Consider the following 16,555-nt stretch of genomic DNA (forward strand, 5'->3'; position numbering starts at 1 on the left):
GGTTGTATGCCGTTTTCTCCGGTTGATTCTTTAGAAGTGCCTTTGCAAAAAGTGAATGTTTCCGATGCGTTCTGGCTGGAATATCAGCGACTGGTGAAAGATGTGGTGGTGCCGTATCAGTGGAAAGCGCTCAACGATGACGTCGCCGACGCCGAACCAAGCCATGCGATTGAAAATTTCCGGATTGCCGCCGGGCAAAGTGATGGCGAGTTTTATGGCATGGTTTTTCAGGACAGCGACGTGGCTAAATGGCTGGAAGCGGTGGGGTATTTGCTGGCGAAAACGCCGGATCCTGCGCTGGAAGCAACGGCGGATCAGGTGATCGAGCTGGTCGGCGCGGTGCAGCAACCTGACGGCTATCTGAACACGTATTTCACCGTCAAAGAGCCGCAACAACGCTGGGCCAATCTGGCTGAATGTCACGAGCTTTACTGCGCCGGACATCTGATTGAAGCGGGTGTGGCCTATGCGCAGGCGACCGGCAAAACCCGTTTACTCGAGATTGTCTGCAAACTGGCGGATCACATCGCAGACGTTTTCGGGCCGGGCGAACAGCAACTGCATGGCTATCCGGGGCATCCGGAAATTGAACTGGCGCTGATGCGTTTGTATGAACAAACCGCCGAAACGCGATATCTCGAACTGACCCGCTATTTTGTTGAACAGCGCGGCACACAGCCGCATTTCTACGATATCGAATATGAAAAACGTGGAAAAACTTCGCACTGGAATACTTACGGTCCGGCGTGGATGGTGAAAGATAAGGCCTACAGTCAGGCACATGTACCGGTGGCTTTGCAGACAACGGCCATCGGGCACGCGGTGCGTTTTGTGTATCTGTATGCCGGTGTGGCGCATCTGGCGCGGTTGAGTCAGGATCAGGAAAAACGCGAAGTGTGCCAGCGATTGTGGGAAAACATGACCCAGCGGCAGATGTACATCACCGGTTCAATCGGCTCGCAAAGCAGCGGTGAGGCGTTTTCTTCCGACTATGATTTACCCAACGACACGGCTTACACCGAAACCTGCGCATCGATTGGCCTGATGATGTTCGCCAACCGTATGTTGCAGATGGATTCTGACAGCCGTTATGCCGATGTGATGGAACGTGCGCTTTATAACACCGTGCTGGCCGGTATGGCGCTCGATGGCAAACATTTCTTTTATGTGAATCCTCTGGAAGTGCATCCGAAAAGCATTCCGTTCAACCATATTTATGACCACGTAAAACCGGTGCGTCAGCGCTGGTTCGGCTGTGCCTGCTGTCCGCCGAATATTGCGCGTCTGCTGGCGTCGCTCGGCCATTATATCTATACCCAGCGTCCGGACGGTGTGGATATCAATCTGTATATCGGCAGTGATGTCGAAGCGACCATCGGCGGAAAGGCGTTGCGACTGAAACAGTCCGGCGGTTATCCGTGGGCAGAAGGTGTGCTGATTGAAATCGATACCGATCAGCCACTGGAAGCCACGCTGGCGCTGCGTTTACCTGACTGGTGCGCCAGTCCGCAGGTCACGCTTAATGGCAACCCGCTTGAACTGACCAGCCTGACGCAACGTGGATATTTGCGTTTGACGCAGGAATGGCAGAAAGGCGATCGCATTGAAATGATGCTGCCGATGCCGGTGATGCGGGTGAAAGGCAACGCGCTGTTGCGGCATGTTGCGGGGAAAGTGGCAGTGCAGCGCGGGCCGCTGGTGTATTGCCTTGAGCAGGCTGACAACGGCAGTGAACTGCATAACATCCGCCTGCCGGGTGATGCGCAATTCCGTCTGATTTCCGGCAGCGGATTGTTCGCCGGTAAAATCTTATTGCAGACACAGGGCGAACGCCGGACATCCGTTCAGGCCAGTCAGCAGCCACTGTATCGCTACAATCCGCCAGCGCAAGAAACGGTACCGCAAACCATAACCTTTGTGCCGTACTTTACCTGGGCGAATCGTGGGGAAGGAGAGATGCGGGTTTGGGTGGACGAATAAAGCCGTCATCCTTCAGCCTGTTTCACGCGTCTGATCCCGGATAACCCCTGGACCAGACGCGCTTTATCCACTTCGGTTAACTGCGGCGCATGCAGCAGAATCATAATCTCTGATTTATCTTCCTCACTGAACCCGCCGGCCAACAGGCGCTGACTAATGGCGCTCAAAATTTGCTTATCCTGTGCAGAGATGGAGTCTCTGACCTTATCGAGGCTTTTCGGTTTGTCCCCCATATCGGGCTGCGATAACCAGTCAGCAAAATAGCGGTACTGGATAGCTTTGGCGACGTCCATCTGCGCCTGAATAAAAGGAAGCACCGAGTGCGGGTCAAGCCCTGCTTCTTCCGCTTCAGCCTGCGCGAGAGAGAGGACCTTCTTTTCACGCACCAAATCTTCGACCGGTAAATGATTTGCCGCTTTATAAGCCGCCACGTCTTTCATATCCACCATGCGTTCGTTCATCGCCGTTGTGAGAGAAGAGATCGCTGTGGCCGGCACCGATGCCGCATAAACTGAGCCCACCATAAATAACGAAGACAAAAACACCATGATATAAGCCATAACACCCTCAGTTGCGTCAGGAAGAATAAGGAATTTACCTTGCCATTAAAATAATACCGCAGTGTTACAAAGATTCATGCATTACGCCTGAAATGTGCTCTGACGGCTTTTGAGTGATGGGCAGTATGGCAAGCATGGCGTACCGGGTACAGATTGTGCGGATGGCGGAAAGGGCGCTCCCGGAATGAACGGCGCCGCGTTAATGTAAGATTACAATCAGCGAATAGGGAAAAATGCCGCTCCCTTTTGGCAGGGAGCAGCATTGGCATTCAGAATATCAGTTGTGAGACAGAGTGGAGTCGGGCAGGTGTTTTGGTGGTTTAATCACGAAGAACACCAGCATTGCACCCAGTGCGGCGACGCCACCAGCGAGAATAAAGGCACTGTCAAAACGACCGGTGTTTTGCACAATGAAACCCGTCACGACCGGACCAATGATGCCCGAGACGCTGCCGACCAGATGAATAAATCCGCTGGTGCCGCCGACGCGGGATTTATGCACCACATCCTGAATAATCGCCCAGTAAATCGCACCGGTGGTATACAGGAAGAAAATAGACACTGACATCAGAATGACGGCCGGCACCACGCTGGTGACAATACCGGCGAGGGCGACACAAATAGCCGCGGCTAACAGGCTGACCACTAATATAATTTTACGCGACAATAACAAACGGCCGGTAATATTGAAAATCTTATCAGAAATATAACCGCCCAATGCCAGGCCGACAAAACCGACAATCCACGGAATAACCGTTGTCAGACTCATCTCTTTGATATTCAGGCCATGTGCCTGAACCAGGTAAGCCGGGAACCAGCTGAGGAAGAAAAATAAAATATAGTTGTAGCAGAAGAAGGCAAATGCCGTAACCAGAATAATCGGCTGACGTAAATAATAGCCCAGACCATGTGCGGCCTGCGCCATATTCTCTTCTTCGCTTAAATGCTCGTTCTTCATTTCATCAACTAAACGCAATTCTTCCGGTGAAACACGTTTACTTTTCAGCGGATTATCGGCAACGGTAAAGAACCACACGACCATCCAGACGATCCCGATACTGGCAATGACCATAAACGCCGGACGCCAGCCGAAGGAAATCGCCAGATACCCGACAATCGGCCCGGCCACTGCACCGCCGAGGGGAGAACCGGCGCTGAGCAAGCCCATCGCGGTTGCCGCCTGTTTCTTCGGGAACCAGCCGTTAATCATCTTATTTGCTGAGGCGCAGATCGGGCCTTCGGCCATGCCGAATAATACCCGTAAAATAAGCATGGAATAAAAACCGGTCGCGATAGCGGTCATGCCGCAAAATACTGACCATAAGCCGACGGCTAATCCCATTACCAGCGTCGGACCGAATTTATCCACGGCCAGGCCACCGATAAAGTTAAATATTGCGTAACCAAAGAAGAAGCTGCCAAATATCATGCCGAATTGTTCGGGATTAATGGTCAGTTCTTTTTCTATCATAGGCACAGTAATCGACAGCGCAACGCGGTCGAGGTAATTGATCATGTAAACCAAGAACAGCAAGAATACGATGATCCAGCGTAGGTTCTTAAACATAAATGTATGCTCCACTTGTAGGTGTCGTTTTAATAGTGTTGCGTTTTTATAGGTAGAATATGAGGTACGGGCGACGGGAAGATATTTGAAATCTTCCCGTCTTGTATAAAAATAATCAAAAAATCAGAATGTCAGTAAAACCTTGCAGCAGGAACGCTGATCTTTCTCAAACAACGTTAATGCCGCTTCCACTTCGCTGGCGGGCATCCAGTGCGTCACCAGTTTTTCGGGTGCGATTTTTCCCTGCTCCATCCATTCAATCACCTGCGGGAACCGGTGACTGTTCAGGCGTGAAGAAAACAGTGAAATCTCTTTGCTGGTAATGCTTTGCTGCGTGACCAGGCTGGGCTCGCCGGAGAAACCCATCATACCGATACGTGCTGCCGGAGACGCCAGCAGAATAGCTTCCTGCAAAATCGCCGGATGGCAGGCGGCATCGACGATGAGCGTTGGTCGCACACCTTCAGCGGCCAGTTCATCAGCCACGCTGCGTTCGCTATTGTTGATGATCCAGTCTGCGCCGCTGACCTGCGCCATCTGCAACCGTTCGTCGATACGGTCAGCGACAATCACTTTCTGCACACCATAAACGCCTTTCAGCACCTGAATCACCGTCAGCCCCATCGGGCCTGCGCCGTAAATCAGCGCGGTATCCTGCGGTGTCGGTTTTAGAAACGCCGTGATATTGGCCGCGATAGTAAACGGCTCGACCATACTGGCGAGTTTGTCCGGTATCGCCGCAGGCACCACATAAGCGTTTTTCGCTGGCGCACAGGCGTAATCACTGAAACCGCCGTCGCGGTGGACGCCGATAACCTGCAGTTCGGCGCAGACATTCGGCCGGCCAATCGAGCACGGATAACAATGTCCACAGCTGACGACCGGATCGATAACCACGCGCTCGCCGATACGTTTGACGTCTACGCCTTCACCGACGCTGTCGATGTGGCCGAAAAACTCATGGCCGATTACCCGTGGATATTTCGCAAACGGATTGTGACCGTGATAAATATGAACATCTGAACCACAGATGCCCGCGTGACTGACCCGAATTCGTACCTCGCCGGCGGCAGGTACCGGCAAAGCACGTTGCTCGATGACTAACTTTCCAGGTTTCTGAATAACGACACTGTTCATTTTTCGCTCCCTCACCAGTTCCACAAAGTGCCGTCTTCCAGACGGGCCACCGGCAGATACGCCGGTTCGTACGGATATTTCGCAGCCAGCTTTTCGTCAAACTCAATACCCAGCCCCGGTTTTTCGCCCGGGTGCATGTAGCCGTTGTCGAACGTCCAGTTATGCGGGAAGACTTCCAGCATTTGCTCGGAATAACCCATGTATTCCTGCACGCCGAAGTTCGGCACCCACAGGTCGAAGTGCAGGGCTGCGGCCATACAAATCGGCGAAAGGTCAGAAGGGCCGTGGGAACCGGTACGCACCTGATACAAGGAAGCGAAATCAGCGATGCGGCGCATGCCGGTGATACCGCCAGCGTGCGTCAGTGTTGTGCGGATATAGTCGATAAGCTGTTCTTCAATAAGCTGTTTGCAATCCCAGATGCTGTTGAACACTTCGCCGACCGCAATGGGTGTGACTGTGTGCTGGCGGATCAAACGGAAGCATTCCTGATTCTCAGCGGGGGTCGGATCCTCCATCCAGAACAGGCGATATTCCTCGATGCTTTTGCCAAAGCGCGCTGCTTCGATGGGCGTCAGACGGTGGTGCATGTCGTGCAACAGATGTTCGTCGAAACCGAATTTATCACGCACGGCTTCGAACAGTTTTGGCGTGAAATCGAGGTATTTTTCCGTCGACCACAACTGCTCTTCCGGCCAGTTACCTTTCGTCGCTGGTTCGTAGGCCAGACCTTTGCCTTTCGCCATGCCGTAAGTCGTTTTCATGCCCGGAACACCGCATTGTGCGCGGATCGCCTTGAAACCGAGCTCTTTATGTTTGGCGTAATCGTCGAGCACTTCATCAATGGAATGGCCGGTGGTGTGGCAGTAGACCATGACGCCGGTGCGGGATGCACCGCCGAGCAACTGGTACAACGGCATGTTGGCGGCTTTGGCTTTGATGTCCCATAACGCCATGTCCACGGCAGAAATCGCCGACATAGTGACCGGGCCGCGACGCCAGTAAGCGCCTTTGTAGAAAAACTGCCAGATGTCTTCAATCTGATGCGCATCACGACCAATCAGTTGCGGACACACATGATCTTTCAGATATGACGCGACCGGTAACTCGCGGCCGTTCAGCGTGGCATCACCAATGCCAGTCAGTCCGCTGTCAGTGGTGATTTTCAACGTAACAAAGTTGCGTCCCGGGCAAGTGACAAAAACTTCAGCATTCACGATTTTCATCGGTTACGACCTTCTGCAGTAAAAGTAGGAAGCATTTTCTGTGGTTATAAATACGCCTTATCCTAACTACCATACAAGTATGTTTATCGTTTTTTGCCGGAGAGGATCACACTTTGTGAGGGAAATGTTGCGGGGATTAAAAACAAAACGCCTGCTATTAACAGGCGTGATTTAACGTGAAAGAGCGGGAACTATTCCGCCAGCCGTACCACTTCATCCCATACGGCTTCATCGACCGGGATGCCCAAACGGCGGTTTTCTTCGCGGTTGGAAGCGGCAGTCTGGCCCGGATAACGGACATCGCGGCTGTTTTCGGCGGGGTCGGACTGATTCACATAGTCTGCAACGCTGTCGGCCATGCGTTCGGTGAATTCGGCACCACCGAGTTGTGTCGGGTCAAACACCATAAAAATCTGGCTGGCGCCGGTACAACTGCCTTTGCCTATTTTGTCGATCTCATTGGTGGGCGATCCGGCAGATAACAGCGCGGCCATAGCATCGAGCACAATTGCCAGGCCGGAGCCTTTCCAGTAACCCGTCGGTAAAATACGCATGGAGGCCTCGATTGGGCCAGGATCGTCTGTGAGATTCCCCTCTTTATCGTAGCCGCCGGGGAACGGCAGTTTTTCCTTTTTCAGCCGCGTGACCTGCAATTTACCGTAGGAATATTGTGACATCGCCATATCCAGTACGATCGGGCCTTTGGCCCGGGGCACGGCCATCACGAACGGGTTGTTGCCCACGCGGGGGTTTTTGCCGCCCCACGCAGGCATACAGGATTCAGTATTCGTCCAGCAAATCGCCGCCATGCCTTGTTCTGCCGCATGCCAGCCATAACTTCCGCCACGCATCCAGTGGCTGCTGTTTTTCAGTGCGACAATGCCGACGCCGTATTCTTTTGCCATCTCTGCCGCTTTTTCGACGGCAAACAGGGCGTTGGTAATGCCGATCCCGCGGTTACCGTTGTAGATGGCGATGGCGCCAAGGGATTTTTCCAGCTCTGGTTTGGCATGAATATCAATCCAGCCTTTTTTAACGTAATCGACAAAGCGCGCCACACGGTTCAGCCCATGGGATGAAATGCCGTCGCAACTGGACTCTGTGTGGATTCGTGCACAGGTATGTGCGCTTTCTTCATCCAGACCGGCTTTTTGCAGGGCGCGGAAGATGGTCTGTTGCATCATGCTGAATTCAATTCTTGGCATGGTTGGCTCCGGTTGAGAGATCATCAGGCGTCAGAGGGGATAATTCTTCTGTCTGGATAAGAATATTATTATCACCCCAACATTTTTCGTATGGCCAGCCGGTAAGTTGCTCGGCAACTAAACGGGCTTCTGGTGTAACATCGTATTTACTGCCGCCGGCTTTCAGCCGCTCAATTTCACTGACCAGCAACGCATGGTTATGTCGGGTGAGACGGAATTTCATTGAGCTGTATAACCCTACCAGCAGGAAAATGACGGAACCTGCGCCAAATACCAGCGTGATGCCGTAAACAGCTTCGACCGGTTGCGTTGCGCTTTTCGGTGTAAATCCGTAATGCTGTAATAACAGGCCAACTCCAAATAATGCCACCGCCTGAACGGCTTTGCGTACGAATGTCATTACCCCGGCGAATATCCCTTCGCGCCGTTTTCCAGTCAGCATTTCATCCACATCGGGAATAAAACTGTAGATATTCCAGCAAACATAACTGGTACCCGAACGGCCAACGCCCATTAAAATGACGGAGAGATAAAGCAGCGCCATATTAAAAGGTAATTGTAATAAATGAATGGCTAAAAATAACCCGACACTGCCCAGCATAAATAGCTGTGCGATGCGGTAAGAAGCCCCGTTGCCTAATTTCATACACAGGAAAATAAACAAGGCGACGCAGACAAACTGCACCAGAGTCATTAACGTCATGGCATTCGACGCGGTCACGGCGTTTTGCCCGAGGACAAAAATAATGTAGTAGGCCAGCACCGCACCGAGCACGTCGAGAGCGACATAACCGCCAAGATACATCCCGACATGCTGACGGAAGGTGCGGATTTTCATCGTCGAAATCAGTGATTTAAACAGATGTTTCATGTCACGGCGGAAAGAAAGTTTCGGCGCAGCGACGTCAACCGGGATCGGACGCTCCCAGGTGTAGAAGTAAAGCATCAGGATCACCACGGCAAACAGCACGCCAAAAATCACCCCCATAATCAGAAACGATGACGATGAATCTTCACCGAGATAGGCAATGATCCGGCCAGGTAACCAGGCCGCTAATATCGCGGCACCGGTAGAGAAGAACATTCTGACGCCGGTCAGTTTGGTGCGCGTTTTAAAACTGGATGTCATTTCCGCTGCTAGTGTTTCATAAGGCACAATTGCCAGCGTATAAGCAGCATAGAATAGAATATAAGTGAACAGGTAGTACCAGAATCCCATTCCGCTGACCCACATAATAATGTAGGTCACCATAATCAGCGGAGCACCAAATAAGAAGAAGAAACCGCGGCGGCCGTATTTTTTACCCAGCGGATTACGATAGAAATTATCCGTGACATACCCCATAAGCGGATCGAAAAAAGCATCCAGCAGACGTGCTGTCGCAATAACGGCACCGGCCTCTGCGGGGCTTAATCCTGCATAGGTAGTATAGAAAAACATTATCCACAGACCCAAAACCGCAAAACATCCGCCGCCGAAAAAATCTCCTCCGCCGTAAGCCAGCATATTTTTTACCGATATCGGTCTTTCTTTATCGTGATTAATCATACTACCCCTGCATTCCGTCACCGGATAAATAAGAGTCGTAAAAAGAAATACGTCGTTTTTGCCCGCAAAAAATTCATGAATGAATTATTCAGCGACATCGGCAGATTAAAATTAGGTAATGCACCTCTACCATACAAGTATGCGAAATGGGTTTTATCGGATGGGATCACAAAAATAAGGGCAGAATTCCTCTGTACTGCAAGATGGATCACAGTACAGAGAATGAACAATGAGAAGGGGGGATATCAGCCGAGCAGTTCGCACTGAGGGGGTAAGCGGCACTGAATGGCATCAGGCAAAACTTCGATACGGAACTGTTTGCCGGTCAGCGGTTCGCCATCGAGGTTGAAGGTCATGTCGTGCGGCGCGGTGATTTCGAGCCACGGCAGACTGGCAGAAAGGATGTTTTTATTTTCTTCATTGCTGAGCAGACTGCGCAGGAATGAAGGCAGCAGCTCTTCTGATGTCAGAAGGCGTAGCTGCAACAGGCCGTCGTTGATCAGCGCGTCCGGGCAAATTTGTTGCCCGCCACCGGCCTGTCGGCCGTTACCGATGCCAATAACCAGCGCATCGCCTTCCCACTGAAAATCAGGGCCTTTAATTTCGCAGCGGTCAGCTTTGAGCGTATCCAGGCGTAAAAGTCCGTGGATGAAATAGGAAACACCACCCAGAGCTGCTTTCAGTTTTTCCGGTGTTTCCGTAGTGATACGCGTCCCAAAGCCGCCGGTCGCCATGTTGATGAAGAAATGCTGGCTGTTGACGCATGCCAGATCAATATCGACGGCCCGGCCTTTTACCGCCAGTTGTAACGCCTGTTCAGGCGTCGGGGGAATACCGCAGGCGGTGGCGAAATCGTTCGCCGTCCCCAGTGGCACAATCCCCAGTACAGGTCTGACACCGTCGATTTGCGCCAGCGCACCTGCCACTTCGTTAATGGTGCCATCACCTCCACCGGCGATCACGGTTTCACAGCCCAGTTCTATGGCTTCAGCGACGTAACGTGCGGCATCACCGTGTTCCCAGGTGACCCGTACTTCCAGCTTCACGCCTTCGGCACGCAGCGCGTTCACTGCTTCGCGCAGTTCTTCGATGGCTGCACCTTTTCCATTTAAAATCAGCAGTGCTGTGGTCATGTACGCTCCTTTTATCTATACATAACAACAATAGATGATTATGACCGTATTTGGCTATCGGATAAATCAGTGAAGCATTCTTTCTGGTATTAAATAATTGCAGTTAAAGTCATTCAATAAAACACTTATTTATCTGCAAATGATTTTTTATTTTGAGGGCGGGAAGAGGTTATTTGTTCACTGAATGGGAGAACAGAGAATTGCCCGAATACCAAAAGAAAAGCCAGCTCAAGGGAGATTGAGCTGGCCAAGGAGGTGGTTCCTGGTATAGTCCGGTGCTTTATTTTGCATTCGAAGTAAATTGCGAATGCATATTAACCAGCCACCCTAAAAATAGATGTGATCGAATTCTTGTTTTCGAAGAATTCCTTATTTTGAATGCGGATTCCGGGTGTCAGTTTCTTCCAGATTACGCAACAAAATAGCGAATTCCAGGCTGACATCTTCCGGCAACGCGACATATACGAAGTGGCCATTACCCGGCGCCACGTCGGTCGGCTGACCTTTTTTGTTGCGCAGCGCTTCCAGTGTGAACTGAACGTTACCCTGCGGCGTCATCATTTCCACACTGTCACCGACGCTGAACTTATTTTTCACGTCGATTTCTGCCCAACCATCCTTACGGTTACCGGTGAATTCACCGACAAACTGCTGGCGGTCGCTGACGGAGAAACCGTATTCGTAGTTCTGTTGTGCGTCATGCGTATGACGGCGCAGGAAACCTTCGGTGTAACCGCGATGCGCCAGGCCTTCCAGCGTTGAAAGCAGAGTCGGGTCAAAAGGTTTTCCGGCGACTGCATCGTCAATGGCGCGGCGATAAACCTGTGCGGTGCGGGCGCAATAGTAGAAGGATTTGGTACGGCCTTCGATTTTAAGCGAGTGCACACCCATTTTGGTCAGGGTTTCCACGTGCTGTATCGCCCGCAGATCCTTGGAATTCATAATATAAGTGCCGTGTTCGTCTTCAAACGCACTCATATATTCACCCGGACGCATCGCTTCTTCCAGCATAAAGACTCTATCCGTCGGCTGGCCGATGCCTAATGTCGGTTCGGCGGCTTCAACCTGTTGAACGGGGATTGGCTCGTACTGATGCACAATATTGCCGATGGCGTCTTCTTTGCCTTCCTGAACCTTATATTCCCAGCGACAGGCGTTGGTGCAGGTTCCCTGATTTGGATCGCGTTTATTGATGTAACCGGAAAGCAGGCAGCGGCCTGAATACGCCATGCACAGTGCGCCGTGCACGAAGATTTCGATTTCCATGTCCGGCACCTGAGCGCGGATTTCAGCGATCTCTTCCAGCGACAATTCGCGGGATAAAATCACCCGCGTCAGCCCCATTTGTTTCCAGAATTTTACTGTCGCCCAGTTAACGGCATTGGCCTGTACCGACAGGTGAATATCCATCTGCGGAAACGCTTCCCGTACCATCATGATAAGGCCAGGATCGGACATAATCAGGGCATCCGGCCCCATATCGATGACCGGCTGTAAATCACGGATAAAGGTTTTCAGCTTGGCGTTATGGGGGGCGATATTCACTACCACATAGAATTTTTTACCCAGAGCATGGGCTTCGTTGATGCCGGTCTCCAGATTCTGGTGGTTAAATTCGTTATTACGTACGCGCAGGCTGTAGCGCGGCTGACCGGCATAAACTGCATCGGCACCGTAAGCAAAAGCGTAACGCATGTTTTTCAGGGAGCCGGCAGGGGACAGCAGTTCCGGAACAAAAGAATCGCGGGTAAACATAGTCAATCTCAGTCTGATCACAAGTCAGGGCCGTCCCGGATGCGGGGCGACGAAAGGTCGGAATTGTAACGTCTGAGTTGATCAAAAGCAGCCAGTTCGTGTGGGTATTTGAGGTTTTACGGGGGCAGATCAATTTTTGCATCCTGAGGCTCCAACAGGGAATGTGGCAGCCTCAGGACAATCAGGTCAGGCGGTTTGCTGGGTAAGATCACGGATATCGGTACTGGTACCGTTTTTCACGACCGACTGAACGCCTTTCTTCGATGCACTTTCCGTGGAGTACATTTCGCTCACGCCGATCACCTGATGATTTTTTGCTTTCAGCACAAAGTAGAACTGGCCGTCTTTCGAGGGTTTGACTTCGTACTGCGCTTCGTCAGGTGCGTTGGTTTGAACCGATGAAATGCCGTTTTCTGCCGAGGCTTTGCTGGCATACATTTCACTGGTGAGGATAATCTCTCCGTTCCCGGCCTTCAGGTTAAAGTGAAACTGTCCATTCTTCGCTTTTTTCAGATCATAGTGACCATTAGCCATAAAGGTAATCTCCATCAGAGGGGTTATTTTCCAGAGATAAGTGTAGTTAAAGGAAACTTTTTCGCGGAGACAGGAGAAATTTAAGGCATGAAATGTGAACTGGCCGACAGACTTTCAGCAACTTTACAAAACTCAATTGCCGGCCAGAAGTGCGTTAAACCAAATGGCAGGGCTCCGCTTCCCAGCGGTAACCGACGCCGTATACCGCGCGGATAAACGCCTTTTCGCCGTCCAGTGATTCGAGTTTGCGACGCAGATTTTTGATGTGGCTGTCGATGGTGCGATCGGTCACAACGCGGTAATCGTCGTAGAGATTATTGAGCAGCACTTCGCGGGTAAAAACGTAACCCGGTTTGACGGACAGGGTTTTCAGCAGGCGGAATTCCGCTGGCGTCAGCTCCAGTTCGTGCCCCTGGAATGTCGCCTGAAAGCGGGCTTCATCAATGTGCAAACCGGTTTCTTTTGCCACGTGCTCATCCGGACGTACACAACGGCGCAGGATCACTTTCACGCGCGCGACCACTTCCCGCGGGCTGTACGGCTTGCAAATGTAATCATCGGCACCGATTTCCAGACCAAGCAGGCGGTCGATCTCTTCGGTTTTGGCGGTCACCATCATGATCGGGACATCAGAGAACTGGCGGATATCGCGGCAAATCGACAGGCCACTGCTGCCCGGCAGCATCAGATCCAGAAGGATCAGCGCCGGTGGCTGATTTTTAACCAGCGTAATCACGTCGTGCCCGTCCGGCAACCATTGGGTGGCATAGCCGGCGGCTTCCAGGTAGTCGATCAGCAACTGGGCGAGTTTAGGTTCATCTTCCACGATCAGAATTTTCAACGGCGCAGGGCCGGACAGTACAGAGTCGTTCATTCAGTTTCTCAGGCCATGTGGAACAGAAAGGGGCAGGACGATGGTAATGCGCACGCCACCTGCCGGAGAGTGGCTGGCGCTGATTTGCCCGCCGTGGGCTTCGACGATATTCTGGCAAATCGCCAGACCTAAACCCGAGCCGCCGCTGGCGCGGTTACGCGAGCCTTCGGTACGGTAAAATCGTTCAAAAATACGGATCAGTTGTTCATCACTGATGCCCGGCGCGCTGTCCTGGAACATCAGATGCAGCGTTTTTTCGCGAATTTCTCCCAGAATTTCCAGGCCGCCATTTGGGTCAGTATAGCGCAGGCTGTTTTCCAGCAGATTGTTGATAAGTTGCGACAACCGCTGCGGGTCACCAAATACTTCGGCGCTTTCCGGCAGATGGCTGGTGAGCGTTAAATGTTTGTTGTGGAAACGATCGCGCGAACCGGCCTCTGCCAGTTGCACCAGATGTACCACATCAGTGTCGACTTTACGGTACGCCAGCGCACCGGCATCAGACAGCGAAAGCTGGTGCAGGTCATCGACCAGTTTGGTCAGAATCGATACTTCAGATTGCAGTGATTCCAGTGAACCGACTGTCATTTTTCGCACACCGTCCTGCATGGCCTCCAGCTCACCGCGCAATACCGCCAGCGGGGTGCGTAATTCGTGAGAAATATCCGCCATGAATGCCCGGCGCATTTGCTCGTTTTTCTCCAGCGTCATTGCCAGCTGGTTAAAGTCCTGCGCCAGTTTCCCCAGTTCGTCTTCACTGTCGACCTCCACGCGGGTGCTGAAATTTCCTGCGGCAAGCTGGTGGGTGCCATTCACCAGCCGTTTTACCGGCGCGAGCATTCCGCGGGATAAAACCCAGGTTACGGCGGCGGCCAGCAGTGCAGTAAAGGCGACAATCATCCAACTGGTCCGGCTTTGCTGGCGCTCAAAGTTGATATCGGCATCGCGGGTCAGGCGCTCAGCAGGTGTGGAAATTACCGAACCGATGACGACGCCATCAACGGTCATCACGCGGCGCGGTCCCTGCAGATCGGGGGGAACAGGCTGATCGTAACCACCGATCCGGCGGTCGTGACTGTCGAGGATCCAGAATTTTGTCCGCCAGCCCTGCGGTGGCATTCTCGGGCTGCTGTTTTGTTCAAATGAGCGCATCAACTGATAGATTAACCGGTCATTTGTTTCCAAAAATTCCCAGTTGCCATGCTGCTTGTACTGCTCCTGCAATGTGTCCGCCAGCAGCTCGACACGCTGTTCATTGCTTTGGCGGATGTAGTCAATAAAGCCCCGTTCGAAGCTCATCCGTACGCCCCAGTTCATGGTGATCAACACCAGCGCGCAGGTACAAAAGATGGCCATAAACAGCTTGGCAGTGATACCAGGTTTCATGATTTTCTCATCGGATCGGGGGAGCCGGCCTCAGCACGACGACGGCTAATGATGGCATTTTTCTGCGTGTCAGGCGGCACTTTGGAAAATACCCAGGCGGGCAGGGCAATCACCAGTGCCATTGACATGTAGCAATACAGGAAAGCGGTGTGCATGGTGCTGCTGTCAGGCGTAATCGCTTGCTGATGTGCAAACAGGCCAATCAGCAACCCGGCGACGCTGACACCGAGGCTCATCGACAATTGCATGATCATCGACAGTAAGCTGTTGCCGCTGCTGGCAAGGCGCGGCGGCAGATCTTTGAGCGTAAGAGTATTCATCGACGAGAAGCGCAGGGAGTTCACCATTCCCTGGAAGAAAAGCACAATCGGGATCATCCACATGGCGCCATAAATCGCCACCAGCGGGAAGATAAGCGTAATCAGTGCCAGCAGCAAGGTGGCGCTGACCAGTGCAGAACGGTAACCCAGCTGATTTACCAGCCGGACCACCACGCGTTTCATCCCCATGCTGCCCAGCACCATCGGGATCATCATCAGCCCGGCGTGGAAGGGCGTAAAGCCCATCCCGAGTTGCAGAAAGACCGGCGTCATAAATGGCAACATGCCGCTGCCGATACGTCCCAGCAGGCTGCCAATCAGACCGATCTTAAAGGTTGGTGTATGGAACAGGCGCAGGGAAAACAGTGCCGAGAGATTGCCGCGCGCATGCATCCAGTAAATGCCCAGCGCGCCGCCACCGGCCACCACCAGCAATACGATTTCCAGCGCCGTCAGCCCCATGCTGCGGCTGCCTTCCAGTGCCAGCGTCAGCGTCGCCATACACACGGCCAGCATGACAAACCCGCTGATATCAAAGCGCCGGGTCTGCATTTTATAATTTGGCATGATCATTAATGTGGCGATGCAACCGGCCAGACCGACCGGCAGATTGATCAGAAAAATCCAGTGCCAGCTGGCATATTGTACCAGAAAACCCCCCAGCGCCGGACCCAGTAACGGACCGACCTGACCGGGCAGTGTCACCATCGTCATCGCTGCCATGTATTCGCTGCGCGGGACAATTTTCAGCACCGTCAGCCGTCCGACCGGCACCATCATCGCGCCGCCAATCCCCTGAACTATGCGCGACATCACCAGTTCACGCAGGCTTTCCGATTGCGCGCACAGCAGCGAGCCGAGCGTGAACAGCACAATGGCTGAAAAGAATACCCACTTCACACCGACTTTATCCGCCAGCCAGCCGCTCGCTGGTAACATCACCGCAACCGTCAGCACATAAGCGACAATAACCGAATGCATGTGCAGCGGGTTTTCGCCCAGACTGCGGGCCATGGACGGCAGGGCAGTATTGACGATCGTGGTGTCGAGGGCCTGCATAAAGAAGCCAAAGGCGACGATCCACAATTGCCAGCGAACCGAAGGTGGCAGCGGCGTGGAAGGCGATAAGGTGTCAGTGTTTTCAGATTTCATGAGTCATCGCATCAGCACAATCATTTTTGTGGCATTTCAGGAGGGAATTCACCTGCAGACCGGCTCACAGTGTAGCCAGAATGTTTCAGCAGAAAATGGAGGAAATAAGGAGAGTCTTTCCCATTTTTTGACAATTCCTCTGACAATAAAGAATAGCTTTCAGCCTGACATTTTATA

At 52.4% G+C, this 16,555-nt stretch carries 13 protein-coding genes; 1 reads left to right on the forward strand and 12 read right to left on the reverse strand.

The window, feature by feature from the left end; all coding sequences use genetic code 11:
* Positions 1-6 precede the first annotated feature (6 nt).
* The gene (locus AACU55_RS12300; RefSeq protein WP_134705530.1) at positions 7-1,980 is read left to right on the forward strand and encodes a glycoside hydrolase family 127 protein; all 1,974 of its coding nucleotides are present in this window, start codon (positions 7-9) and stop codon (positions 1,978-1,980) included.
* 5 nt (positions 1,981-1,985) lie between these two features.
* Here AACU55_RS12300 and AACU55_RS12305 read toward each other — a convergent pair whose 3' ends face one another.
* From AACU55_RS12305 to mdtD, 12 genes are all read right to left on the reverse strand, one after another.
* Entirely contained in the window at positions 1,986-2,540 is a 555-nt protein-coding gene (locus tag AACU55_RS12305) for a chorismate mutase (protein ID WP_037036379.1), read from the reverse strand.
* Positions 2,541-2,817: 277 nt separating this feature from the next.
* Positions 2,818-4,107: an MFS transporter gene (locus AACU55_RS12310; RefSeq protein ID WP_015689485.1), complete on the reverse strand. Its 1,290-nt coding sequence runs from the start codon at positions 4,105-4,107 to the stop codon at positions 2,818-2,820.
* A 123-nt stretch (positions 4,108-4,230) separates the two neighbouring features.
* The gene (locus tag AACU55_RS12315) at positions 4,231-5,244 is read right to left on the reverse strand and encodes a Zn-dependent oxidoreductase (RefSeq protein ID WP_134705531.1); all 1,014 of its coding nucleotides are present in this window, start codon (positions 5,242-5,244) and stop codon (positions 4,231-4,233) included.
* Between the two features lie 11 nt (positions 5,245-5,255).
* Positions 5,256-6,470: a D-mannonate dehydratase ManD gene (gene manD / locus AACU55_RS12320; protein WP_013574401.1), complete on the reverse strand. Its 1,215-nt coding sequence runs from the start codon at positions 6,468-6,470 to the stop codon at positions 5,256-5,258.
* Between the two features lie 191 nt (positions 6,471-6,661).
* Positions 6,662-7,675, reverse strand: a complete 1,014-nt coding sequence (yiaK, locus tag AACU55_RS12325; RefSeq protein ID WP_134705532.1) for a 3-dehydro-L-gulonate 2-dehydrogenase — start codon at positions 7,673-7,675, stop codon at positions 6,662-6,664.
* Positions 7,662-9,224, reverse strand: coding sequence for an MFS transporter (locus AACU55_RS12330; RefSeq protein ID WP_134705533.1), 1,563 nt, complete (start codon positions 9,222-9,224; stop codon positions 7,662-7,664). Before AACU55_RS12330 ends, yiaK begins: the two co-directional genes overlap by 14 nt.
* A gap of 245 nt (positions 9,225-9,469) precedes the next feature.
* Positions 9,470-10,357: a lipid kinase YegS gene (gene yegS, locus AACU55_RS12335; RefSeq protein ID WP_013574404.1), complete on the reverse strand. Its 888-nt coding sequence runs from the start codon at positions 10,355-10,357 to the stop codon at positions 9,470-9,472.
* 369 nt (positions 10,358-10,726) lie between these two features.
* Complete coding sequence (gene trhP / locus AACU55_RS12340; RefSeq protein ID WP_013574405.1) at positions 10,727-12,112, reverse strand: prephenate-dependent tRNA uridine(34) hydroxylase TrhP; 1,386 nt, start codon at positions 12,110-12,112, stop codon at positions 10,727-10,729.
* Positions 12,113-12,298: 186 nt separating this feature from the next.
* Positions 12,299-12,646 carry a YegP family protein gene (locus tag AACU55_RS12345; protein ID WP_013574406.1) on the reverse strand — a complete coding sequence of 116 codons (348 nt, stop codon included), beginning with the start codon at positions 12,644-12,646 and terminating at the stop codon, positions 12,299-12,301.
* Between the two features lie 154 nt (positions 12,647-12,800).
* Complete coding sequence (gene baeR, locus AACU55_RS12350; RefSeq protein WP_037036367.1) at positions 12,801-13,520, reverse strand: two-component system response regulator BaeR; 720 nt, start codon at positions 13,518-13,520, stop codon at positions 12,801-12,803.
* A complete protein-coding gene (gene baeS, locus AACU55_RS12355) occupies positions 13,521-14,906 on the reverse strand; it encodes a two-component system sensor histidine kinase BaeS (protein ID WP_112151270.1) in 1,386 nt (461 codons plus the stop codon).
* Positions 14,903-16,378: a multidrug transporter subunit MdtD gene (gene mdtD / locus AACU55_RS12360; RefSeq protein ID WP_037036364.1), complete on the reverse strand. Its 1,476-nt coding sequence runs from the start codon at positions 16,376-16,378 to the stop codon at positions 14,903-14,905. Before mdtD ends, baeS begins: the two co-directional genes overlap by 4 nt.
* Positions 16,379-16,555: the final 177 nt, after the last annotated feature.

The organism is Rahnella sp. CJA17(1/100), assembly GCF_963881615.1.
In the GTDB taxonomy this organism is placed as follows: Bacteria; Pseudomonadota; Gammaproteobacteria; order Enterobacterales; family Enterobacteriaceae; genus Rahnella; species Rahnella aceris.